We start from the raw sequence: 23,484 nt of genomic DNA on the forward strand, positions 1-23,484 counted from the left end.
GGTGGACTCGTACGGGTGGGGAGTGACATGGAACAGATAACAGTGCGCAGCAGGGCACGCGTCCCTGCGATCACGTGCGGGAGCAGCGCGACCAGTTCGCGCCTCGACCGCCATCTCGCGGTGCTGGGCGGTCCTCCGATCCCGCAGCGTGAGACAGCCGAGGCGACCTCGCTGATGCGGGAGCTCACCTCGCGTGACACCGCGCACGAGAGCAGCAGCAGGGTTGCGCGAGTGAGGCGGGTCTCGCTCTTCGCGCCGCTGAAGCGGCTGAGCCGTTCACTGTTCGGCGGTCGCTGAGCAGGGCGGCGGCACCGGCGTTCCCGACCCGCGCTCCGGCGGTCCCACCGACCCGGCGCAGCGCCGCTTTTCCGCGTCCGTCACCCCCACGGCAGGCGGCGACGCTCGGTGTATCACCGGGCGCGGGTCCGGTCTTGCTCAAACCGGTCAACCTCAAACCGGTCAACATCCGCTTTCCCGCCGCCTCTCCGCCCGGCGGCAGCAGGACGCGCGGCTCCACCCGATGTGCGGGTCCGGCCCAGCTCGTCTGAGCCATCACCTCTCGGCAAGGGCCCGGCCCGCCCCCTTACCGAGCCACACCGTCCCGCAGCAACTCCGCGACGTCCTCCTTCGTCATCCCCAACTCCCGCAGCACCGCCCCGGTGTGCTCTCCCAGCTCGGGCACCCCTCCCATGCGCGCCTCCGCACCGCCCGGCAGCGTGATCGGCGGCAGCAGTGCGCGCAACGGCCCCACCGGTGAACCCACTTCCCGCCACCGGTCCCTGGCCGCCAGCTGCGGATGGTCCGCGACCTCCCGTACGTCTCGCAGGCGGGCGCACGCGATGCCCGCGCTCTCCAGCCGGGCCACCGCCTCATCGGCGGTGAGCGGGCTCAGCGCCTTCGCCACCAGCGCGTCCGTACGCTTCCGGTCGGCGACCCGCGCCGCGTTCGTCGCGTACGCCGGATCGTCCGCCAAGTCCGGCTGCCCAAGGACCTGTTGGGCAAGCCGCCGCCACTCGCGGTCGTTCTGCACCGACAGCAGTACCCGGCCGCCGTCCGCCGTCGGATACGCGTCGTACGGCGCGATGACGGCGTGCGCGAGACCTGTGCGCGCCGGGGGAGTTCCTCCGTGCATCACATGGTGCAGCGGATGCCCCATCCACTCCGTGAGCGCGTCCAGCATGGACACCTCCACCGGGCCCCCGCGCCCCGTCGTACCGCGCCGCACGAGCGCCGCGAGCACCCCGGAGAACGCGTACATGGCCGCCGCGATGTCGGCCACCGGAATCCCCGCCTTGACCGGCTGCTCCGGCGTCCCCGTCACCGACACGAGCCCCGCCTCGCACTGCACGAGCATGTCGTACGCGCGTTTGCCGGCGTACGGCCCGGACGCCCCGTACCCCGAGATGTCCACGGCGACCAGCCGCGGATGCGCGGCGCACAGGGTGGCCGCGTCCAGGCCGAGGCGCGCCGCCGCGCCCTGCGCGAGGTTCTGTACGAAGACGTCCGCGTCCGCGACGAGCCGGTGTACGACGTCGAGGCCGCGCGGATCCTTCAGGTCGAGGGCGACGGACTCCTTGCCCCGGTTGCACCACACGAAGTGCGAGGCGAGGCCGGCCGCCGCGGTGTCGTAGTCGCGGGCGAAGTCCCCGCCGTCGACCCGCTCCACCTTGATCACGCGGGCGCCGAGGTCGGCGAGCTGACGGGTCGCGAAGGGCGCCGAGACGGCCTGCTCGACGGCGACGACGGTGATGCCCTCAAGGGGGAGTGGCTGCATGCGGGGGATCATGTCTCCCGCGTAACACCTTTGTCATCCCGGGATGTTGACGGGGCAACCTCATGGGTCCAGGGTGGCTGATCGTTTACAGGATTCGTTTGGCCGATACACCCAACCTCACCCTCGGAGGATGCGCGTGTGTGACCTGCACGATCAACACGAACACGAGTCGCTGACCGCGAACGGCCAGGTGCTGAGCCGCCGTCGCATCATGCAGCTGCTCGGCGCCGCCGGTGTCACCACGGCCGTGATGACGGCCGAGGCGGACCCCGCGATGGCGGCATCGGCCGACTCCTCGGAAGCCGAGTACACGGCTCCGGAGGGCCTCGCCCAGGACAGCCCCGCCAAGACGGCGGCCCTGGACTGGATCACCTCCCACGCCGACTCCGTCACCGGTCTCAACTCCGAGATCTGGGACAACGCCGAACTCAGCCTGCGCGAGTGGAACTCCTCACTCGCCGAGGCCGGCTTCCTCGAGAAGGCCGGATTCCAGGTGAAGTTCGGCACCGCCGGCTTCCCGACCGCGTTCACCGCCACGTTCTCGTACGGCAGCGGCGGCCCGGTCCTCGGCTTCAGCGGCGAGTACGACGCTCTGCCCGGCCTCTCGCAGAACAAGGGCGTCGGCCACCACGACCCGCGCGAGTACATCCACGACCCGTTCGCGCCCAGCTACGGCCCGGGCCACGGCTGCGGACACAGCGCCCTGGGCACGGCGGCAGCGGCCGCCGCCGCTGCCGTCGCTCAGGCGGCCAACAAGCACAAGCTGCCGGTCACCGTGAAGTTCTTCGGCTCCACCGCCGAGGAGACCCTGATCGGCAAGACGTACGCGGTCACCCAGGGCGTGTACGACGGCCTCGACGCGTTCCTCGACTGGCACCCCTCGACCTCCAACGCCACCGGCTGGGGCACCACCACCGCGATGACCGCCGTGACCTTCACCTTCCTCGGCGTCGCGGGCCATGGCGGCACCCCGCTCGGCAACAAGAGCGCCCTGGACGCCGCCGTGATGATGGCGACGATGTCGGAGTTCCTGCGCGAGGAGAACCTGGCGCCGAGCGGCCGCCTGCACTGGGTGATCAACAACGGCGGCGACATCCCGAACGTGACCCCGGAGATCGCCGAGATCAGCTACTACGTACGGGAGGGCAGTCCCGCCCGGGTCCAGGTACTCCTCGACAAGGTGATCGCCGTCTCGGAGGCGGCGGCGAAGGCCTCGCAGACCTCGGTCCGGCACCGCGTCACCTCCGCCTGCTGGAACCAGCTGCCGTCCAAGTCCTTCGCCGAGCTGCTGCACGCGAACATGAAGCAGCTCGGGCCGCCCGAGTTCACCGACGAGGCCCATGCGTTGGCGAAGGAGCTTCAGGAGTCCCTCGGTCTGCCCCAGCAGGGCATGCACGCCGCGATCGCCGAACTCACCGCGCCCAACCCGGTGTTCCTGGGCGGCGGTTCCACGGACGTCGCCGACATCAGCTGGAACGTGCCGACCGTGTCGATGGGCGCAGCGCTCGCCCCGATCGGCACCAAGATGCACACCTGGTCCACCGCGTCCTGCGCGGCCGCCGCTCCCGGCCAGGCCGCCGTCATCGCCGCAGCCCGCTATCTCGCGGCGACAGCCGTCGACCTGCTCACCCAGCCCGAGCGCCTCAAGGCCGTCAAGGACGAGTTCAAGGAGCGCACCAAGGACGTCGAGTGGAAGACGGCGCTCCCCGACGGCTATGAGCCGCCGATGTACGAGCCGCCGGCCTGGTTCCTGAAGAAGACCGGCCAGAAGTGGCCTCCGGAGAACATCACCTGGCCCCCGAAACGGGTGGTGTCCCAGGAGAAGTTCTCGTCGCTGGGGCCCGAACTCGCGCCGCAGAAATAGCGTTCGCCGACCGGCCGTGGTTCACCGTCCGCCGTGTGTGTAGCGGCGGACGGCGAGCGGCAGGAACACCGCGATGAGCAGGGCGCACCAGGCCAGCGACCCCGCGACGGGATGGGCCACCGGCCAGGCGCCGTCCGTCGGCACCGGCGCGTTCCCGAAGAGGTCCCGCAGCGCCGTGGCCACCGCGCTGATCGGGTTCCATTCGGCGATCGTCCGCAACCAGCCCGGCAGATTGTCGGTGGGAATGTAGGCGTTCGACAGCAGCGGCAGCATGAACGTCGCGGCGCCGAGCTGCCCGGCCGCCTCCTCACTCCGCGAGGCGAGTCCGAGCAGGATGCCGACCCAGGTCATCGCGAACCGGAACAGCAGCAACAGGCCTACGGCACCGACCGTTTCGAGAGCGGACCCCTCGATCCGCCAGCCCACCGCGAGCCCGACCAGCATCAGCGGGAGCATGCCGACGGCCGTGACGACCAGGTCGGCGGCGGCCTGGCCCAGCGGTACCGCGGCCCGGCTCATCGGCAGGGTCCGGAAGCGGTCCATCACACCCCGGTGCGAGTCCTGGGCGGCCTGGAACATCCCGGTCATGATCCCGTTGGCGGCGGTCGCGACCAGCAGACCCGGCACCAGGAAGGCGCGGTAGGCCTGGCCGGGTGTCGCGAGTGCGCTGCCGAAGACATAGCCGAAGAACAGCAGCATGTTGATCGGCATGGTCTGGGTGAGGATGAGGAGCCCGGGACTGTGCTTCATCCGTTGCAGGTTCCGGCCCAGGATTGCGGTGCCGTCGTACGCCAACGTACTCATGTCACAAGCTCCTTGTAGTCGGTCATGCCGTCTGTCCTGTCGTGGGTCAGGCGCAGGAACACGTCGTCGAGCGTCGGCGGGCGAAGGCTCGCATCGAGCAACGGCACCCCGGCGGCGTCGAGTTCGCGGACCAGTCGGGGAAGCGTCAGCGTCGTGTCGGTGGTGACCGCGCCGACCGCGTGCCGGTCCTGGTCGAACGAAGGTGTGTTGCCGGTCAGTTGGTCCAGGACCGCCGCGGCTGCGGACATCGCCTCAGCGTGGGCGACGACCACTTCCGCGTAACTGCCGATGAGCGCCTTGAGTTCGGCGGGTGAGCCGGTGTGTGTGACCCTGCCCCGGTCCACGAGTGCGATGTCGTCGGCCAGTTGGTCGGCCTCCTCCAGGTACTGCGTGGTCAGCAGCACGGTGGTGCCCTCGTCCTTGAGCGCGCGCACGGCCGCCCAGATCTGGTTGCGGCTCGCGGGGTCGAGCCCGGCGGTGGGCTCGTCCAGGAAGAGCACCTCGGGGCGCCGGATCAGGCTCGCCGCCAGATCGAGGCGGCGGCGCATTCCGCCCGAGTACGTGGACGCGGGCCGGTCGGCGGCCTCGGTCAGCCCGAAGCGGTCGAGGAGTTCGGCCGCCCGCGCCGCCGTCCCGCGCACCCGGAGCAGCCGCGCGAACAGCCGAAGGTTCTCGCGCCCGGTGAGGTCACCGTCCACCGAGGCGTACTGCCCGGTGACCCCGATCGAGCGGCGCACGGCTCCCGGCTCCCGCACGAGATCGTGGCCGGCGACACGCGCGGACCCCGCGTCCGGGCGCAGCAGGGTGGTGAGCAGCCGTACGGCCGTGGTCTTGCCCGCTCCGTTCGGCCCCAGAATTCCGCAGACCGTGCCCTGGGCCACCGCGAGATCCAGCCCCCTGACGGCATGGACCTCCCCGAAACGCTTCTCCAGACCTTCACTAAGTACAGCGTACGTAGTTGTCATGGGTAGACCATAGTGCATTACGTACGGTGTACGTAACTACGATGGTTGCGAGGTGATCGACCGATGTCAGGGCGCAGTGCCGTACCCGAAGTGATCTGGGCTCGTCCCGAGCGTGCGGGCCGTGGTCCGCGGCCGGCCCACAGCCGCGCGGACATCGCGGCCGCAGCGGTGCGGATCGCGGACGCGGAGGGGCTCGACGGAGTCTCCATGCGGCACGTCGCGGCCGAACTGGGCTGCGGCACCATGTCGCTCTACAACTATGTCCCCCGCAAGGAGGACCTGTACGAGCTGATGGTTGACGCCATCGGCGGGGAACACGACCTCTGGGAACCCTCGGGCGACTGGCGTGCCGACCTGCTCCGGGTCGCCCATCAGACCCGCGCCCTCATGCACCGCCACCCCTGGCTGCCGCGCCTGATGTCCCCGGTCTACGGCTTCAGCCCCAACGCCCTGCGCTACCTGGAACACTGTCTGACCTGCCTCGACCCCCTCGACGCGCCCTACGGCACGAAGTTCGAGCTGATCGCGATGCTCAACGGTGTCGTGACGACGTACGTCGGCAACGAACTGGCCACCGCCGAACGGACCCGCTCGCTGCCCTGGTCCGAGGAGCAGGAGAACGCGGTCCGGATCGGCTATCTGGGCAGCCGGATCGCGACGGGTGGGTATCCGCGGATGGCGGCGGCGTTCATGGAGGACAACGGCCCGATCGACCTGGAGGCGGTGTGGGAGCGGGCGCTGGGGCGGGTCCTGGATGCGTTCGAGCCGAAGGGTCGGTAATGAAGGGCTAGATTAGCGCGAACTGGCCCTCCGGGCCTTCCTCGTGGTGGTCCAGTACCGACGCCGGCCGTCGGGCCGTGTCCGGCACCGGGAGTACCCCCGCCTTGTGCAGCTCGGCCGTCGTGATCGGGGCTTCCACCTTCAACTCGGCCTGCTGAGGCCGCAGTTCCGCCAGCAGTGCCAGCACGGTGACGATTTCGAGCAGCTCTGACGTCCAGGCCTGGGGCCAGGTGGCGGGCCGGATCGCCTCCAGGGTGCCCGGCTCGGGCGGCTGCGTCCGGGCCGCGAACCACTGCTCCAGTACGCGGACTCCGCCCACCTCGAAGTCCCAGGCCTCAGGCGGAACGGGGGAGATCCGGCCCTCGTCGAGCTGGAGGGCCTCCTCGGCGCGGTCGTACTGCACGTCGACCGGGAGGACCGGGAGCGGTGAGCGGACGTAGGGGCGACGGCCCCCGGGGAGCTTGGGCCGTTGGCCGTCCCGTCGCATCAGCCACAGCATCCGGCGGCCCAACTCGACGCCGTGCGACCAGAGTCCGGGGTCGGCGGTGAGGGGGACGGCCAGCCCGGCACGGCCCGCCCGGGTGACCGCCACCGTCCAGGCGAGGACGTCGACGGGATCGGGGGAGTGACCGAGGCGGCTACGGAGGTGCTCCAACAGGCCCGGTGCCAGGTTCGGTTCCACAGCGCCGGGGCGGCGGTAGAGGGGGCGGACGCGGCCTCCGCGGCCGGCGCTCAGCGGGAGGACGGAGGCGACCAGCAGTACCGGTCCCGACGACTGGGGAACCACCGTCTGCTCGACGGCGAACAACTGCCTTTCGTCGGCGACCCGCCACAACTCGGGCCGCGCCGCGTCGATCAGCCGGTGGTCCGGGATCAGCCACTGCTCGTCGAAGGGACCGCCCAGCACCCGGACCGGCTCCGCACAGGGCCCCGACTCACGCGCCAGCCGCCCGGTCCCGCTCGCCTGACCCGGCAACTGGGCCACCGCCGAATGCAGAGTGCGCGAGCGGGTGACGCCGAACAACGCCTCGCGCTCCGGCCCCTGGGCCTTCACCAGCGCGTCCCACCGAGCCTTCAGGGACGCGGCGTCGGGAGCCGTCGGCCACCCCCGGCCCAGCCTCGCCGGAGCGGCCGACCACGGCATGAGGTCCGCGAGCAGCGGAGCGTCGTCGTCCTGCGTCACGCTCGGCATCGTACGACGTGGTCCACGAGGTGGTCAGTGGGCGTCGAAGGTGACCGTGAAGGAGAAACGGTCGCCGCGGTAGTGGATACGGGCCACGTCCAGGGCGCGGCCGTCCTCCCCGTGGATGACACCCGTGTAGTGCAGGATCGGGCTGAGCAGCGGGACCTGGAGCAGTCGCGCCGTCTCCGGGTCCGCGAGTGTGGCCTCCACGGTGTCGGTGATCCGGCTGATCCGGATGCCCACCACATCGCGCAGCACCTTCGTCATGGGCCAGCGCACCAGGTCCTCCGGATCGATCAGCGCCGCGAGTTCGGGACGTACGAAGTTGCGCGCGTGGTTCGTCGGTTCGCCCGTCTTCTCGTCGCCGCGCAGCCGGTGGTACGAGGCGACCTCGGCCAGATCCGGGAAGTACTGGGCGAGTTCGGCGGACACGGGCACCGTGCCGTGGTCCAGCAGCTCCGTCGTCATCCCCGACTGCTGCGCCACGATCGTGTCGACCGAGCCGAGGAGCCGTACGGGCGCGCCGCGTTGAGCGCTCGGCTCGATGAAGGTGCCGCGCCGGCGGTGCCGCGTGATCAGCCCCTCGTCCTCCAACTCCTTGAGCGCCTGCCGCATGGTCAGCACGCTCACCCCGTAGTGCTCCGCCAACTGCTCCTCGGTGGGCAGGCGCAGCGGGTCCTGGGCGGTGCGGCCGAGTATCGAGGCGCGCAGGGACTGCGACACCTGATACCAGAGCGGCAGCTTGCGGTTCAGGACGATCGAGTCCGGGGCGAAGGAGGTCACGAGGGTTATCCGTACCGGTCGGGGGCGTTCAGTGCAACGTGCGAGAGGGATGAGCGCGACGGGCGACGGCGGGCAGTACGACGGGCGGCGGCGATCGGCGGAACGGGCGGGGGCGGTCAGCCGTTCTGGCGGAAGTTCCGCTGAAGGCCCTGCCACACGTCGTCGTACGCGTGTTGCAGGTGCTCCGCCTGTGCCGCCCGTGCCGTGGCGGTCACCGGCCAGCGGGTCTCGAACATGAAGGCAAGCCCGTCGTCGACCTTCTGCGGCCGGAGCTCGGCGGCGCTGGCCCGGTCGAAGGTGTCCCGGTCCGGGCCGTGCGCCGACATCATGTTGTGCAGCGAACCGCCACCCGGCACGAAGCCACCCTTTCCGGCTGTCTTGGCGTCGTACGCGCCCTCGATGAGCCCCATGTACTCGCTCATCACGTTCCGGTGGAAGTACGGCGGCCGGAAGGTGTTCTCGCCCACCAGCCAGCGCGGCGCGAAGACCACGAAGTCCACACCGGCCAGTCCCGGGGTGTCGGTCGGCGAGGTCAGCACCGTGAAGATCGACGGGTCCGGGTGGTCGTAGCTGATGGTGCCGATCACATTGAAACGGCGCAGGTCGTAGACGTACGGCAGATGGTTGCCGTGCCAGGCGACGACGTCCAGCGGTGAGTGGTCGTACGTCGCCCTCCAGAGGTTGCCGCAGAACTTGTTCACCACCTCGACCGGGCCCTCGACGTCCTCGTAAGCCGCGACGGGTGCGAGGAAGTCCCGGGCGTTGGCGAGCCCGTTGGCGCCGATCGGGCCCAGGTCGGGCAGCTGGAAGGGTGCCCCATAGTTCTCGCACACATACCCGCGGGCACTCTCGTCCAGCAACTCCACACGGAAGCGGACACCACGGGGGATGAGCGCGACGTGGCCGGGCTCCACATGGAGCAGCCCGAACTCGGTGCGCAGCAGCAGCCCGCCGTGCTCGGGCACGATCAGCAGCTCGCCGTCGGCGTCGCTGAACACCCGCTCCATCGAGGAGTTGGCGTAGTACAGGTGCACGGCCATGCCGGTGCGCCGGGTGGCGTCGCCGTTGCCGCCGAGAGTCCAGAGGCCGGTCACGAAATCGGTGCCGGCCGGGGGCTCGGGCAGCGGATCCCAGCGCAGCCGGTTGGGGTCGGGCACCGTCTCCGTGAAGGGAGCCGTGCGCAGCGCGCCGCTGTCCGTACGCGTGAACGGCGGGTGGGCGGCCGACGGGCGGATCCGGTAGAGCCACGAGCGCCGGTTGTGCGCCCTCGGCTCGGTGAACGCGGAACCGCTCAGTTGCTCCGCGTACAGCCCGAGCGGTGCTCGCTGCGGCGTGTTGCGGCCGATCGGCAGGGCGCCGGGGACCGCCTCCGAGCTGTGTTCGTTGCCGAATCCGGAGAGGTGGGCAAGCCCCTCGGCCGCCTTCCTCGCGTCCCCGCCCAGGATCGCCGCGTCCCCGCTCATGACCACTCCCTCGGACTCGATTCCTATGCTTCACCATAGGAATGGATTCCGGTGCGCGCAAGAGGCCGTACGACACGGGGTCGTCGGACCTGGAGAGCTGTACGACACAGGGTCGTCCGACTTGGAGAGCCATATGACAGGGGGTCGTCCGACTCGGAGAGCCGTCCGACTCGGGGCCGTGGGACCGGAGGGCCGTACGGCTCGGCGGGTCGTACAACTCAGGGCTTGGTCCGCGGCTCAGGAACCCGACCCCAGGGGGATCCGAGTGTCAGTGCGATGTTCTACGCTCCCCGGCATGTCGTGGAAGCGTGGACTGCTCGCCGCGCTCGCGGTCTGTGCCCTGCTCGGCGGACCGGCGGGCTGCGGGTCCGGCGCTGCGCACGAGCCGACGGACGGGGTGTCGGCCTCGCCGGTGGGTGAGCTGCTGGAGAAGACCGACGAGGCGGGACGGCACTACCGTGAGATCCAGGAGGAAGGCGCACCCGAGGTCGCGATCGAGGTCCAGCCGGAATCCGACAACGGCTGGGACGTGCGGCTGACCTTCAAGCGCTTCCGCTTCTCGCCCGCCGGCACGCGCTCGGTGGCCGTCGCGGGACGCGGGGTCGTCATCCTCTACCTCGACGGCCGCAGTATCGCCACGCTCCGCACGGCCGAGTACCACCTCCCCGGCGAACTCGTCCCGCGCGGCACGCACCAGGTCACCGCCCGCCTCTACGCGGACGATCAAACCCTGTGGGCCGTCAACGAAGAGCCGGTCGGGAGCACCGCGGACATCACGTCGTCGCAGGCCAGGCAGACGACGGACGCGACCGAGGCGCCGGAACCCCCGATGAGTACGAGCGGCAGTCAGGCCCGTACCGATACCGGAGGTTCACCGGACCCCGGCGGAGAGGCATCATGAAGCCTGTGCCCCATGCGACCTCGCTGCGCCGAGCGCCCGTGCAGCGCCGCAGCGCAGAACGACTGACCCGCATCCTCGACGCCTGCGCCGACCTTCTCGACGAGGTCGGCTACGACGCCCTGAGTACCCGGGCCGTGGCCCAGCGTGCCGGCGTACCCATCGGCTCCGTCTACCGCTTCTTCGGCAACAAGCGCGCGATGGCCGACGCGCTCGCCCAGCGCAATCTGGAGCGCTACGCCGAGCGCGTCACCCTCCGGCTTCAGGAGACCGACGGCGAGGGGCGGGTCGCGAGCGGCTGGCGTGCGGCCGTGGACGCCGTGCTCGACGAGTACATAGGCATGAAGCGCACCGCGCCCGGCTTCTCCCTCGTCGACTTCGGCAACCAGATCCCGGTCGGCTCCCGTGCCGAGCCCAACACCCGCGTCGCCGACCGCCTCACCGAGCTCCTCGCCGGCTATCTCGACCGCACCCCCGACGAGGATCTCCGCCGCGTCTTCCTGGTCGCGGTGGAGTCCGCCGACACCCTCGTCCACCTGGCCTTCCGGCTCGCCCCGGACGGCGACGAACGGATCATCGAGCAGACCCGTGTGCTGCTGCGGGCCTATCTGGAGCGAGTGCTGGACTGAGGGGCCGGAACTGAGCGAGTGCTCGGCTGAGGCACCGGCGCCGGAGGCCGGCCTGCGGTGATCCGCTCGCGAATATCCGACCTGACCCCCAGCGGACCCTCCCCTCCATGCATACCGGTCGGTATGCTCGGCCCCAGTCCGTGTGCCAACGCTGCCACCGCCCTCCGGGAGGACCCCGTGTCCCGCACCACCGGCACCACCCCCGATTCCCGCACCGCCCTGCGGATCTGCCCCCTCTGCGAAGCCACCTGCGGGCTGACGCTCACCATCGAGGGCACCCGGGTGACCGGCGCCCGGGGCGACCGCGACGATGTGTTCAGCAAGGGGTTCATCTGCCCGAAGGGCGCCTCCTTCGGGGTGGCCGACGGGGACCCGGACCGGCTGCGCACCCCTCTCGTACGCAAGGACGGCGAGCTGTGCGAAGCAAGCTGGGAGGAGGCCTTCGACGCGGTGGCCGCCGGGCTGCGGTCCGTCGTCGACCAGCACGGGCCGCACGCCGTCGGCGTCGTCCTCGGCAACCCGAACGTGCACACCATGGCCGGTGCCCTCTACCCGACCGTCCTGCTCACCGCCCTCGGCACCCACAGCATCTTCACCGCCTCCACGGTCGACCAGATGCCCAAACACGTGTCGAGCGGCCTGCTGTACGGCGACGCCAACGCGATCCCGGTGCCCGACCTGGACCACACCGACCACCTCCTGCTCATCGGCGCCAACCCGGTGGAATCCAACGGGAGCCTGTGCACCGCCCCCGACTTCCCCGGCAAACTCAAGGCGCTGCGGGCACGCGGCGGCACCCTGACCGTCATCGACCCGCGCCGGACCCGTACGGCCAAACTCGCCGACCGGCACGTGGCGATCCGGCCCGGAACCGACGGGCTGTTGCTCGCCGCCGTGGCGAACGTCCTCTTCGAGGAGAAGCTCGTCGAGCTCGGCGACCTCACCCCGCACGTCCAGGACATCGACGAACTCGCCCACGCCGTACGGGACTTCACCCCCGAGGCGGCAAGCGAGGCCTGCGATGTGCCCGCCGACACGATCAGGGCGCTCGCCCGCGAACTCGCTGCCGCACCCACCGCCGCCGTCTACGGCCGCATCGGCAGCTGCACGGTCCCGCACGGCACCCTGACCAGCTGGCTCGTCGACATCATCAACATCCTCACCGGCAACCTCGACCGGCCGGGCGGTGCCCTCTTCCCGCAGGCCGCCACCGACAGGACACCCCGGGCCGCCGGCCCCGGCCGCGGCTTCGCGCTCGGACGCTGGCACTCGCGGGTGAGCCGATACCCCGAGGCCAAGGGCGAGTTGCCGCTCGCCGCCCTCGCCGAAGAGATCGACACCGCCACCGAGCAGGGCGGGAGCACCATCGAGCAGGGCGGGAGCACCACAGAGCAGGGCGACACCGCCGTCGAGCAGGGTCGGACCGCCACCGAGCAGGGCGGAAGCACCACCGCACAGGGCGAACCGATCCGCGCGGTCATCGCCGTCGCCACCAACCCCGTACTCTCCGCACCCGACGGCGACCGCCTCGACAAGGCCCTCGGCTCGCTGGACTTCATGGTCAGCGTCGACCCGTACCTGAACGAGACCTCACGCCACGCACACGTCGTGCTCCCGCCGCCCCCGCCCTCGCAGAGCGCCCACCACGACTTCGCCTTCAACACCCTCGCCGTACGCAACCAGGTCCGCTACACCCGCGCCGCCGTCCCCCTCGAGCCGGGCCGCATGGCCGAGACCGAGATCCTCGCGCGGCTGACCCTGGCCGCGACCGGCATGCACGGCGCCGACCCGTCCGCCGTGGACGCGATGGTCATCGGCAGCACACTCGGCAAGTCGGTCACCGAGGCACACTCCCCGGTGCACGGCCGCGACCCACAGAAACTCGCCGCACAGCTCACCGGCGACAACGGCCCCGAGCGGCGGCTCGACATGATGCTGCGCCTTGGTCCCTACGGCGACGGTTTCGGCGTACGACCTGACGGGCTGAACCTGGAGAAACTGCTCGCGCAGCCGCACGGCATCGACCTCGGGCCCCTGCGGTCGCGACTGCCGGGGCCGCTCAAGACCCGCAGCGGAAAGATCGAGCTGCTGCCGACACCGATTGCACACGATCTTCCCCGGCTGCGGGAGGCCCTGCGTGAGCGCCCGTCCGCCCTCGTGCTCATCGGCCGCCGCCACCTGCGGTCCAACAACAGCTGGATGCACAACCTGCCGGCCCTCACCGGCGGCACCAATCGCTGCACCCTGCACATCCACCCCGAGGACGCCGCACACCTCGGGATCGGCGACGGCTCGGCGGTCCGCGTCAAGGGCGCCGGGGGAGAGGTGACCGCCCCCGCCGAAGTCACCGACGCCGTACGGCGCGGGGTGGTGAGCCTGCCGCACGGGTGGGGACACGACCGCCCCGGCACCCGGATGAGTCACGCCGCGCTCGACCCCGGAGTCAACGTCAACCAGCTCCTCGACGGCAGCCTCCTCGACCCCCTGTCGGGGACCGCCGTCCTCAACGGCGTACCCGTGGAGCTGACGCCTGTGAGCTGAGCAAAGCTGTGACCTGGAGTTTTGCGCTTATTGCTCACGTGTCAACATCTTGTTAAGACTTGCGCCCCCGACCTAACGTCACACGCACCGCCGTCCCAGGCGGGAGTTCAAGGGCGAACGTTAGGTATCCACCCATGCTGACCATCCTCGGCTTCACCATGATCGCGACCTTCCTGGTCCTGATCATGCTGAAAAAGATGTCGCCGATCGCGGCGCTCGTGCTGATCCCGGCGCTCTTCTGCGTGTTCGTCGGAAAGGGCGCCAAGCTCGGTGACTACGTCATCGACGGCGTCACCAGCCTCGCCCCCACCGCGGCGATGCTCATGTTCGCGATCGTCTACTTCGGAGTGATGATCGACGTCGGGCTCTTCGACCCGATCGTGCGCGGCATCCTGAAGTTCTGCAAGGCCGATCCGCTGCGCATAGTCGTCGGTACGGCCGTGCTCGCGGCGATCGTCTCCCTCGACGGTGACGGCTCGACGACCTTCATGATCACGGTCTCGGCGATGTACCCGCTGTACAAGCGCCTCAAGATGAGCCTCGTCGTGATGACCGGCGTCGCCGCCATGGCCAACGGCGTGATGAACACCCTCCCCTGGGGAGGCCCGACCGCCCGCGCCGCCACCGCCCTCAAGGTCGACGCCAGCGACATCTTCGTACCGATGATCCCGGCCCTCGCCGTCGGCCTCCTGGGCGTCTTCGTACTCTCGTACGTCCTCGGTCGCCGCGAGCGCACGCGGCTGGGCCTGCTGACGCTGGAGGAGATACTGGAGCCGCAGGAGGCCGAGACGGTTCTGGTCGGCGCGGGGTCCGGTGCCGGCGGCAGTGGCCCGGTCGACCTTGCGAAGAAGGCCGTGGGCACGGGCGGTTCGGGCTCCGGCACGGACGCGGACGCCGAGGGTCCCGAGGAGGACGACGGCTTCGCGGTCCTCGACCCCAACCGCGCCACCCTGCGCCCCAAGCTCTACTGGTTCAACGCCCTGCTCACGCTCACCCTGCTCACCGCCATGATCATGGAACTGCTGCCGATCCCGGTGCTGTTCCTGCTCGGCGCCGCCCTCGCGCTCACCGTCAACTTCCCCCACATGCCCGACCAGAAGGCCCGCCTGGGCGCCCACGCCGAGAACGTCCTCAACGTCTCCGGCATGGTCTTCGCCGCCGCCGTCTTCACCGGCGTCCTCCAGGGCACCGGCATGGTCGACCACATGGCCGAGTGGCTGGTCTCCAACATCCCCGACGGCATGGGCCCCCACATGGCCTTCGTCACCGGCGTCCTGAGTATTCCGCTCACGTACTTCATGTCGAACGACGGTTTCTACTTCGGCATCGTCCCGGTCCTCGCCGAGGCGGGCCAGGCCCACGGCGTCTCCACCCTGGAGATCGCCCGCGCCTCCCTCGTCGGCCAGCCGCTGCACATGTCGAGCCCGCTGGTTCCCGCCGTCTACGTCCTCGTCGGCATGGCGAAGGTCGAGTTCGGCGACCACACCAGGTTCGTGGTGAAGTGGGCGGCGCTCACTTCGCTGGTGGTGCTAGGGGCGGGGATCCTGTTCGGCATCATCTGACGTGTGTCGGACGTCGATGCCGCGCGGACGTCTGACAGACGCGCATGCATGAACGTCTGACTGACGCGCACGTACGGACTCCTGACTGATGCGCACCTACGGATCCCTGTCGCTCGTCACCGGATGGAGGATTGCAATGGCTGTGGGGCCCGGTGAAAACCGTGGCTGGTTGCTGCGCCTCGTCATCGCTTTCAGCTTCGCGCAGGGAGCGGTGTCGATGGCGCGGCCCGCCGTCTCCTATCGGGCCCTCGCCCTGGGCGCCGACGAGCGCGCGATCGGCGTCATCGCGGGCGTGTACGCCCTGTTGCCTCTCTTCGCCGCGGTGCCGCTGGGCCGCCGTACCGACCACGGCCGTTGCGCCCCGCTGTTGCCCGTCGGCGTGGTTCTCATCGCGGGCGGCTGCGCACTCAGCGGCAGGGCGGACTCGCTCACGACGATGGCCGCGTGGAGCGGAGTGATGGGCCTGGGCCACCTCTGCTTCGTCATCGGCGCCCAGTCGATCGTCGCCCGCCAGTCCGCGCCGCACGAACAGGACCGCAACTTCGGCCACTTCACCATCGGCGCCTCCCTCGGCCAACTGGTCGGACCGATCGCCGCGGGTGCTCTCATCGACGGCTCGGACATGGCGGGCACCAGCGCCCTGGCCCTGCTCGTCGCCGGCGGGGTCGCGGCGGTCTCGTTCACCTCGCTGTGGCGCATCGAGCACCGTACGGCGGCCAAGTCCCGTACGGCACAAGGCGACCGCGTCCCCGTGCGCCGCATACTGCGCACCCGGGGTGTCCCCGCGGGCATCTTCATCAGCCTTGCCGTGCTGTCCGCGACGGACATTCTCACGGCGTATCTGCCGGTCGTCGGTGAACACCGGGGTATCGCGCCGTCCGTGGTCGGCCTGTTGCTGAGCCTGCGCGCCGCGGCCACGATCGCCTGCCGACTGGTGATGACGCCGATGCTGCGACTGCTGGGCCGGACCGCGCTGCTCACCGTGACCTGTCTGGCGGCGGGGCTGCTGTGCGCGGGCATCGCGCTGCCGGTGCCGGTCTTGGCGCTGGCCGCGATGCTCCTGGCCCTCGGGTTCTGCCTCGGCGTCGGTCAGCCGCTCTCGATGACGACCGTGGTCCAGGCCGCCCCCGACAGTGCCCGCTCAACGGCCCTCGCCCTCCGCCTGACCGGTAACCGCCTCGGCCAGGTCGCCGCACCCGCCGCCGCGGGTCTGATCGCCGGAGTCGCGGGGGTGGCCGCACCGTTCGTGATGCTGGGTGCGCTGCTGCTGGTGTCCTCGGGCATAGCGCTGCGCTCACCCGCGAAGCCGGGCACCGCGGCCCCCGGCGAGCCCTCGCGCCGCCGGGTACCCGTGCGCCGCAAGAGCGACATCTGAGCGTCTCCCTACCCGCCCGGGGAAGGGCTTTTCAGCCCGTCCGGCGTTTGAGGACGAGCGCGTTCAACGCGATGCGGGAGTCAGGGGGGGCAGCCCCAGGTACGGGACGGGTAGGGGCGGAGGGGGCGAAAACCCGTCCCCACCTCAGCCACGTTCCGGCACACGCTCCGCCACCCCGGCCCTCGGCCGGGAACGCGACACCGCCACCCCGGCCAGGCACAACACCCCGCCGGCGAGCGTCAACAACCCCGGGACCTCGCCCAGGAACAGCCAGGACATCATCACCACGAGCGCGGGCACCGCATACGTCGTCGCCCCCATCCGACTCGCCGTCGTACGGGCCAGCGCGCACGCCCACGTCGTGAACGCGAGCGCGGTAGGAAACACCCCCAGATAAAGCATGTTGAGCGTCGCGGACACAGGCGCGTCTGCCGCATCATGGACGAGCTGTCCCGCAAACGGCAGACACGCCACCGCCCCGATCAGGCAGCCGAACGTCGTGGCCTGGAGCGGACTCGCCACACCGAGAACCGGCTTCTGAGCGACGACACCGGCCGCGTAGGTGACCGCCGCGAGCAGACACAGGGCGACCCCGAGGACCGAGGACGAACCTCCCTCGCCGGACATCGACAGCCCCACGGCCACCGCCCCCGCGAACGACACCGCCATCCCGGCGAGCAGCCTCGGCGGCATGGCGTCGCCGAGCAGCCGGGCCCCGAGCAGGGCGATGAGGATCGGTCCGATGTTCACGATCAGCGCCGCCGTACCCGCGTCCACCTGTTGCTCGCCCCAGTTGAGGGCGACCATGTAGACGCCGAACCAGAGCACCCCGGACACGGCGATGCCCCGCCAGGCCGCACGTGGTGGCCAACCCGCCCTGCGTATCAGGCAGATGACCCCCAGCGTGACGGCTCCCGCCAGCAGCCTCCCGAGGGCGAGCGCGCCCGGTGAGTACGCCGCCCCTGCACTCCGGATCGAGACGAACGCCGAGGCCCACAGCACGACGGTGACGGTTGCGGCGGCCGCGGCGCGCGGGTCGGTCCGCCGGGCGGGCGCGGGGGCGGGGTCGGGGTCGGGGTCGGGGGAATGGGTGGGGGAGTGGGCCGGGGTGGACATCATGCTCCTGAGGCTAGACGGGCGGTGGAGGCAAGGTCTGGCGGGTTTCGGACGCCGCGTCCAGGCTCTTGGGCAGTCAGGTTCATCTGGTGATTCGGCGGCTTCGCCCGGATCGATCGAGCTCAGTGCAGCACCGTGGCCTCGACACCGAGAAGGTCGGTGAAAGCGCGTTCGCCCTCGGAGGTGACCTTGACCGCCCGCTCCGAGCCGATCCGTACGCACCAGCGTGCGTCCAGCGCATGACGGCAGAGGGCCGCCCCGGCGGTGCCCGCGAGGTGGGGGCGGCGCTCGGTCCAGTCGAGGCAGGCACGGGCGAGCGGGCGCCGGCCGGTGCGGTCGAGGTCGATTCCCGCCGTGTCGAACCAGCGGAGTCCGGCGTCGGTGAGAGCGAAGCCGGTGTCCTGGCGGAGGAGCCCGCGGCTGGTCAGCGCGTCGGTGAGGGTGATGCCGAGGCGTCCGGCGAGGTGGTCGTAGCAGGTGCGGGCGCGGGCCATGGCGGATCCGGCGCCGGACTGCCGCAGGGTGCGGGGGCGCGCGGCGGTGGGTGCGACCTGGGCGGCGAGGTCCTCGACGAGTTGAGCGACGCCGGTGTCGGCCAGCCGTACGTATCGGTGCCGTCCTTGCCTCTCCTCGGTGAGCAGGCCGCCCGCGACGAGTTTGCCCAGGTGTTCGCTGGCGGTCGACGCGGCGACTCCGGCCTGCCGGGCCAGTTCACCGGCGGTCCACGCCCGCCCGTCGAGCAGCGCCAGCAGAAAGCCGGCCCGCGTCTCATCGGCGATCAGCCCCGCCAACGCCGCCAGCCCCGGTCCCACCGGGTCCTTCGCCTTCGTCATGCCGTCCAGCATGCCCCGGGAACACTTCGGCGCCCGCCGAAGGGTGGTGGGTGGTGATTTATTCGCCCTTCGCCCCTGCCCGTCCCATGTTCCTGGGGCTCCGCCGCAGGCCCCGCTTCTCAAACGCCGGAGGGGCTGGATCCTTCCCTGGCCGACGCTGGAGATCTTCAGCCCGTCCGGCGTTTGAGGACGAACGCGTTCAGCACGATGCGGGGGTCTCCGGGCGGCAGCCAGCCCCCAGGAACAAGGGACGGGCAGGGGCGGAGGGGGCGAAAAACCCCACCTCACTCCTCCCGCCCCAACCCCTCAAACCGCACCGCCAACCCGTCCAGCAACGCCCGCAACCCGGTCTCGAACGCCCGCTCGTCGACCTTCTCCTGCTGCTCCGCGAGGAGATGCGCCTGCCCGAGGTGGGGATAGTCCGCGGGATCGTACGCCGCCACGTCGTCCACGAATCCGCCGGCGAAGGAGCCGATGGCGGACCCCATGATGAAGTAGCGCATCAGCGCACCGATGGACGTGGCCTGGGACGCCGGCCACCCCGCCTCGACCATCGCACCGAAGACGGCGTCCGCGACCCGAAGCCCCGCGGGCCGCCGCCCAGGCCCCCGCGCCAGCACCGGCACGATGTTCGGATGGTCGCGCAACGCCGCCCGGTAGGACATGGCCCAGTCGTGCAGAGCCGTACGCCAGTCGCGGCCGTCCTCGAACATCGACAGGTCGACCTGCGCGCTGACCGAGTCGGCGACCGCCTCCAGGATCTGGTCCTTGGTCGGGAAGTGGTTGTAGAGGGACGGACCGCTCACCCCCAGCTCGGCCGCGAGCCGCCGCGTCGAGACGGCGGCCAGGCCCTCGGCGTCCACCAACGCCCGTGCCGCGTCGACGATGCGGTCTCTGCTGAGGAGGGGCTTGCGCGGTCGGGCCATGGCGCACATAGTAGGGCTGGACCTGAAAACTAGCAGTGCTAATTAAAGTGTAGTGGGTGACTCGTCATGAACCTGGAGCTCAGCGAGGAGCAGATCGCCGTCCAGCGGCTCGCGAAGGAATTCGTGGACCGCGAGATCGCCCCCCATGTCATCGAGTGGGACCGTGCGGAGGACATCGACCGGTCGCTGGTGAAGAAACTCGGCGAGGTCGGCTTCCTCGGGCTCACGATCGACGAGGAGTACGGCGGCAGTGGCGGCGACCACCTCGCGTACTGCCTGGTGACGGAGGAGCTGGGCCGCGGCGACTCCTCCGTGCGCGGGATCGTCTCCGTATCGCTGGGCCTCGTCGCCAAGACGATCGCGCACCGGGGGAGCGAGGAGCAGAAGCGGCGGTGGCTGCCGGGGCTGACCTCGGGTGAGTACGTCGGATGCTTCGGTCTCACCGAGCCCGGCACCGGCTCGGACGCGGGCAGCCTGTCGACGAAGGCCACGCGCGAGGGCGACCACTACGTCATCAACGGCACCAAGATGTTCATCACGAACGGCACTTGGGCCGATGTCGTACTCCTCTTCGCCCGGTCGACCGACGCCCCGGGGCACAAGGGCGTCTCCGCCTTCCTCGTACCGACCGACACGCCGGGTCTGTCCCGCCGCACCATCCACGGCAAGCTCGGACTACGCGGGCAGGCCACGGCGGAGCTGGTCCTGGAGGACGTACGCGTCCCCGCTTCGGCGATGCTCGCGCCGGAGGGCAAGGGCTTCGCCGTCGCCATGTCCGCGCTCGCCAAGGGGCGGATGTCGGTGGCCGCCGGCTGTGTCGGCATAGCCCAGGCGGCACTGGACGCGGCGGTGACGTACGCGACCGAGCGGGAGCAGTTCGGCAGGACCATCGCCCATCACCAGTTGGTACAGGAGTTGCTCAGCGATATTGCCCTGGACGTGGACGCGGCGCGCCTGTTGACCTGGAGGGTGGCCGATCTCGTGGACCGCGGGTTGCCGTTCGCCACCGAGTCCTCCAAGGCCAAGCTCTTCGCGTCCGAGGCCGCCGTGCGCGCCGCGAACAACGCCCTCCAGGTCTTCGGCGGCTACGGCTACATCGACGAGTACCCGGTGGGCAAGCTGCTGCGCGACGCCCGCGTGATGACCCTCTACGAAGGCACCAGCCAGATCCAGAAGCTGGTCATCGGACGGGCGCTGACCGGGGTCTCCGCTTTCTGAGCTTGTCCTTCCAGGCGTGGGTCTGAGCTGGTCCTTCGTTCTTCAACCTCGGGTAGTTGCGGTTGCGGAGTGCCTGCCGGTGGAAGAAATTGCGGTGCGTGCCGGCCGCACCCTGGTCAGACTCGCGTACATGACTGAGAAAATCACCCGCATCAACCCCGAGCAGTTGCATGAAACGCCTGGCTACCACCACGTCACCGTGGTGGAGACCGGCCGTACGGCCTATCTGGCGGGGCAGTGTCCGCTTGATCGAAACGGCGACCTCGTCGGTTCCGGTTCCCTTGAGACGCAGGTCGACCAGGTGGCCGCCAACGCGTTCACTGCCCTCACGGCCGTGAGGGCCCAGCCGCACCATGTGGTGCGGTCGGTGATCTACGTGCGGAGCGACGACAGGGACGCGCTCTCAGCCGCGTGGCGTCGGCTCACCGACTCTGCCATCGGCCCGGCGTTCACCACCGCCAGCACGCTCCTGGGGGTCGCCCAGTTGGGCTTTCCCGGACAACTCGTCGAGGTGGATCTCACCGTGGCTCTGCCTGAGTGAGTTTGCTCATCAACGGGCCTCGAGCAGCGTCTCGAACTGGGTAGCCCTGCTGGGTGTTCGCCGGACGCCAGGGCGGCCTTCGTCTGATCATGTGCTCCGACCAAGGGGCACGTGACCCGTCTACGGCCGGCCGAGGACGGCCTCACAGTTCATTCCCGGCCGGCCGTATTCCTTTGTCGCCGTACTGGAGATGGGCGCCACGTCCTGGACGCAGATCCTGGACGCGGTCCGCCTCGGTCCGGCCGACGCCGCTACCGCCATCGCCGTAGCGGAGACCTGGCCCGACCCGGCCGTCACCACCCGCACGGCAACATCGAAATACGGCAAGGCCGTCACACAGGCATGGGACCGGGTCACCCGAGGCTGCCCCACCACTCATCCTGGCTCGACCACAAAGGCGAACTTCCGCTGGTCGACGGCACGTTGATCCGGCCTGCGGGAACCGGAAGCGGCCGACCGAGCGCCGAAACTCCACGGCCCCGGACGACCACCCGGCACGAGAAATGGCACCGGCAACCGGTTACGACGTGGGCAAAACCGTCCGACGCGAGAAGACACCCATCGCCCTACAAGGGTTGAAAGCTTAAAGAACAAGCTGAGTACATGTCTGAGTATCCGGGCGGATACGGTTCCCCGGGCCACGGCCGATTCTGGACCCCATGAGTGAGTCACCGGTCAAGCAGCAGTCCACCGCCGCCTTCTACGGCCAGGCGGTCGCCTCTTTCGCCGTCGCCATCGTCGCGACCGCCATCGGCATCTTCAAGCTGGACGCCAACGCCTGGGTGCGCTCCTTCCTGGGCATCGCCGTCCTCTATCTGGTGACGTCGTCCTTCACGCTGGCGAAGGTGATCCGGGACAAGCAGGACGCGCAGTCGGCGAGTCGGCTCTACAGCCCCTTCGAGAAGCTCTGACGGGTTTCGTGCTGCGCTGAGCGGGCGGTCTAAGCGCTCGCTCAGGTTCGGGGGTATGGTGTCACCCTGCCAGTGGAAGGGGCGAACCAGCGATGAGTACGGCGGAGGGGACGGCCGGCACCGAGGTGCAGCCGTGGGCCGAGGTCACCCCGGACGCGGCCCGGCGGCTGCTCGTCGCCGCAGTGGAGGCCTTTGCCGAGCGCGGATACCACGCGACGACTACCCGGGACATCGCGGGCCGCGCCGGTATGAGCCCGGCCGCGCTGTACATCCACTACAAGACCAAGGAAGAGCTGCTCCACCGGATCAGCCGGATCGGGCACGACAGGGCGATCGACATTCTGCGGACCGCGGCGGAGCGTGACGGCAGCGCCGCCGAGCGGCTCGCGGATGCCGTGCGTTCCTTCGTACGGTGGCATGCCGCGCAGCACACCACCGCGCGCGTCGTGCAGTACGAGCTCGACGCGCTCGGTCCCGAGGCCCGCGCGGAGATCGTGGCCCTGCGCCGTCAGACCGACGCCGCCGTGCGCGGCATCATCCAGGACGGCGTCGCGGCGGGCGAGTTCGACGTCCCGGACGTGCCGGGCACCACACTCGCCGTGCTCTCGCTCTGCATCGACGTGGCGCGCTGGTTCAACGTCAACGGACCCAGGACCCCCGACGAGGTCGGCGCGCTCTATGCCGACCTCGTACTGCGGATGGTGGGAGCGAAGCCGTAGCCCGTGCGGGCCCCGGCCCCTGGGTCACCCCCTGGCCCACTGCACGCCCACGCCCCTGGGTCCCCGGGAATCGGCTCAGAAGTAGTAGCGCGACACCGACTGCGCCACACACACCGGCTTGTCGCCGCCCTCGCGCTCGATCGTCACCGAGGCCGTGACCTGGACGCCGCCGCCCGTCTCGGTGACCTCCGTGAGGACGGCGGTGGCGCGCAGCCGTGAGCCCACCGGGACGGGCGCGGGGAAACGGACCTTGTTGGTGCCGTAGTTGACGCCCATCTTCACGCCGTCGACGCGCATCACCTGCGGTACCAGCGCGGGGAGCAGTGAGAGCGTCAGATAGCCGTGCGCGATGGTCGTGCCGAAGGGGCCCGCGGCGGCCTTCTCGGGGTCCACGTGGATCCACTGGTGGTCACCCGTGGCGTCCGCGAACAGATCGATCCGCTTCTGGTCGATGTCCAGCCAGTCGCTGTGGCCCAACTGCTCGCCCACCGCGGCCTTCAGTTCGTCGGCGGACTCGAAGATCCTCGGCTCTGCCATGTCCCTGGCCTCCCGCGTCTCAATGTCTAAGCGACTGCTTAGCATGGTCGGGTGCGGGTCTG

The 23,484-nt window shown here is 70.2% G+C and carries 22 protein-coding genes and 1 pseudogene; 13 read left to right on the plus strand and 10 right to left on the minus strand.

Annotated features, from left to right (window positions below; translation table 11 throughout):
• The first annotated feature begins 27 nt into the window (after positions 1–27).
• Positions 28–297 (plus strand): hypothetical protein, encoded by a 270-nt coding sequence (locus tag ACIPC1_RS25725; protein ID WP_384387264.1) that lies wholly within the window; start codon positions 28–30, stop codon positions 295–297.
• Positions 298–583: 286 nt separating this feature from the next.
• On the opposite strand, the gene ACIPC1_RS25730 is transcribed toward ACIPC1_RS25725, so the two are convergent.
• Positions 584–1,786, minus strand: a complete 1,203-nt coding sequence (locus ACIPC1_RS25730; protein ID WP_402520804.1) for a CaiB/BaiF CoA transferase family protein — start codon at positions 1,784–1,786, stop codon at positions 584–586.
• A 118-nt stretch (positions 1,787–1,904) separates the two neighbouring features.
• Here ACIPC1_RS25730 and ACIPC1_RS25735 point away from each other — a divergent pair, with 118 nt between their 5' ends.
• Positions 1,905–3,638, plus strand: a complete 1,734-nt coding sequence (locus tag ACIPC1_RS25735; RefSeq protein WP_402520806.1) for an amidohydrolase — start codon at positions 1,905–1,907, stop codon at positions 3,636–3,638.
• A 21-nt stretch (positions 3,639–3,659) separates the two neighbouring features.
• On the opposite strand, the gene ACIPC1_RS25740 is transcribed toward ACIPC1_RS25735, so the two are convergent.
• Entirely contained in the window at positions 3,660–4,442 is a 783-nt protein-coding gene (locus ACIPC1_RS25740; protein ID WP_402520808.1) for an ABC transporter permease, read from the minus strand.
• Positions 4,439–5,407, minus strand: coding sequence for an ATP-binding cassette domain-containing protein (locus ACIPC1_RS25745; protein ID WP_402520810.1), 969 nt, complete (start codon positions 5,405–5,407; stop codon positions 4,439–4,441). Before ACIPC1_RS25745 ends, ACIPC1_RS25740 begins: the two co-directional genes overlap by 4 nt.
• Positions 5,408–5,470: 63 nt before the next feature.
• On the opposite strand from ACIPC1_RS25745, the gene ACIPC1_RS25750 reads away from it, so the two are divergent.
• Positions 5,471–6,187 carry a TetR/AcrR family transcriptional regulator gene (locus ACIPC1_RS25750; RefSeq protein WP_402520812.1) on the plus strand — a complete coding sequence of 239 codons (717 nt, stop codon included), beginning with the start codon at positions 5,471–5,473 and terminating at the stop codon, positions 6,185–6,187.
• A gap of 7 nt (positions 6,188–6,194) precedes the next feature.
• Here ACIPC1_RS25750 and ACIPC1_RS25755 read toward each other — a convergent pair whose 3' ends face one another.
• The 3 genes from ACIPC1_RS25755 to hmgA all read right to left on the minus strand — a co-directional run bounded on the left by ACIPC1_RS25755 (position 6,195) and on the right by hmgA (position 9,616).
• Positions 6,195–7,379, minus strand: coding sequence for a type ISP restriction/modification enzyme (locus ACIPC1_RS25755; RefSeq protein ID WP_402520814.1), 1,185 nt, complete (start codon positions 7,377–7,379; stop codon positions 6,195–6,197).
• A gap of 24 nt (positions 7,380–7,403) precedes the next feature.
• Positions 7,404–8,153, minus strand: coding sequence for a GntR family transcriptional regulator (locus ACIPC1_RS25760; protein WP_402520816.1), 750 nt, complete (start codon positions 8,151–8,153; stop codon positions 7,404–7,406).
• Between the two features lie 116 nt (positions 8,154–8,269).
• Positions 8,270–9,616, minus strand: a complete 1,347-nt coding sequence (hmgA, locus tag ACIPC1_RS25765) for a homogentisate 1,2-dioxygenase (protein WP_402520818.1) — start codon at positions 9,614–9,616, stop codon at positions 8,270–8,272.
• A gap of 295 nt (positions 9,617–9,911) precedes the next feature.
• Here hmgA and ACIPC1_RS25770 point away from each other — a divergent pair, with 295 nt between their 5' ends.
• From ACIPC1_RS25770 to ACIPC1_RS25790, 5 genes are all read left to right on the plus strand, one after another.
• On the plus strand, positions 9,912–10,517 hold the full coding sequence (locus ACIPC1_RS25770) for a hypothetical protein (protein WP_402520820.1): 606 nt from the start codon (positions 9,912–9,914) through the stop codon (positions 10,515–10,517).
• Positions 10,514–11,143, plus strand: coding sequence for a TetR family transcriptional regulator (locus tag ACIPC1_RS25775; RefSeq protein WP_384387288.1), 630 nt, complete (start codon positions 10,514–10,516; stop codon positions 11,141–11,143). The genes ACIPC1_RS25770 and ACIPC1_RS25775 overlap by 4 nt, the downstream gene beginning before the upstream one ends.
• 177 nt (positions 11,144–11,320) lie before the next feature.
• Positions 11,321–13,684 (plus strand): molybdopterin oxidoreductase family protein, encoded by a 2,364-nt coding sequence (locus ACIPC1_RS25780; RefSeq protein ID WP_402520822.1) that lies wholly within the window; start codon positions 11,321–11,323, stop codon positions 13,682–13,684.
• 134 nt (positions 13,685–13,818) lie between these two features.
• Entirely contained in the window at positions 13,819–15,246 is a 1,428-nt protein-coding gene (locus ACIPC1_RS25785; RefSeq protein WP_402520824.1) for a CitMHS family transporter, read from the plus strand.
• Between the two features lie 142 nt (positions 15,247–15,388).
• A complete protein-coding gene (locus tag ACIPC1_RS25790) occupies positions 15,389–16,621 on the plus strand; it encodes an MFS transporter (protein WP_402521415.1) in 1,233 nt (410 codons plus the stop codon).
• Positions 16,622–16,765: 144 nt separating this feature from the next.
• Here ACIPC1_RS25790 and ACIPC1_RS25795 read toward each other — a convergent pair whose 3' ends face one another.
• The 3 genes from ACIPC1_RS25795 to ACIPC1_RS25805 form a co-directional block, all read right to left on the minus strand.
• Entirely contained in the window at positions 16,766–17,740 is a 975-nt protein-coding gene (locus tag ACIPC1_RS25795; RefSeq protein WP_402520826.1) for a DMT family transporter, read from the minus strand.
• Between the two features lie 119 nt (positions 17,741–17,859).
• Positions 17,860–18,582, minus strand: a complete 723-nt coding sequence (locus ACIPC1_RS25800; RefSeq protein WP_402520828.1) for an ArsR/SmtB family transcription factor — start codon at positions 18,580–18,582, stop codon at positions 17,860–17,862.
• Positions 18,583–18,854: 272 nt separating this feature from the next.
• Positions 18,855–19,496, minus strand: coding sequence for a TetR/AcrR family transcriptional regulator (locus tag ACIPC1_RS25805; RefSeq protein WP_402520830.1), 642 nt, complete (start codon positions 19,494–19,496; stop codon positions 18,855–18,857).
• Between the two features lie 66 nt (positions 19,497–19,562).
• Here ACIPC1_RS25805 and ACIPC1_RS25810 point away from each other — a divergent pair, with 66 nt between their 5' ends.
• The 5 genes and pseudogenes from ACIPC1_RS25810 (at position 19,563) to ACIPC1_RS25830 (ending at position 22,885) form a co-directional block, all read left to right on the plus strand.
• Positions 19,563–20,714 carry an acyl-CoA dehydrogenase family protein gene (locus ACIPC1_RS25810; RefSeq protein ID WP_402520832.1) on the plus strand — a complete coding sequence of 384 codons (1,152 nt, stop codon included), beginning with the start codon at positions 19,563–19,565 and terminating at the stop codon, positions 20,712–20,714.
• Between the two features lie 130 nt (positions 20,715–20,844).
• Positions 20,845–21,255, plus strand: a complete 411-nt coding sequence (locus ACIPC1_RS25815) for a RidA family protein (protein WP_402520834.1) — start codon at positions 20,845–20,847, stop codon at positions 21,253–21,255.
• Between the two features lie 118 nt (positions 21,256–21,373).
• Positions 21,374–21,687: pseudogene (locus ACIPC1_RS25820) on the plus strand (transposase); the annotation flags it as partial.
• Positions 21,688–21,914: 227 nt separating this feature from the next.
• Positions 21,915–22,166: a YiaA/YiaB family inner membrane protein gene (locus ACIPC1_RS25825; RefSeq protein WP_384387311.1), complete on the plus strand. Its 252-nt coding sequence runs from the start codon at positions 21,915–21,917 to the stop codon at positions 22,164–22,166.
• Positions 22,167–22,258: 92 nt separating this feature from the next.
• Positions 22,259–22,885 (plus strand): TetR/AcrR family transcriptional regulator, encoded by a 627-nt coding sequence (locus ACIPC1_RS25830; RefSeq protein WP_384387314.1) that lies wholly within the window; start codon positions 22,259–22,261, stop codon positions 22,883–22,885.
• A gap of 75 nt (positions 22,886–22,960) precedes the next feature.
• On the opposite strand, the gene ACIPC1_RS25835 is transcribed toward ACIPC1_RS25830, so the two are convergent.
• Complete coding sequence (locus ACIPC1_RS25835) at positions 22,961–23,422, minus strand: MaoC family dehydratase (RefSeq protein WP_402520837.1); 462 nt, start codon at positions 23,420–23,422, stop codon at positions 22,961–22,963.
• Between the last annotated feature and the right edge of the window lie 62 nt (positions 23,423–23,484).

This window comes from Streptomyces sp. NPDC087263, from assembly GCF_044744645.1.
Classification (GTDB): domain Bacteria; phylum Actinomycetota; class Actinomycetes; order Streptomycetales; family Streptomycetaceae; genus Streptomyces.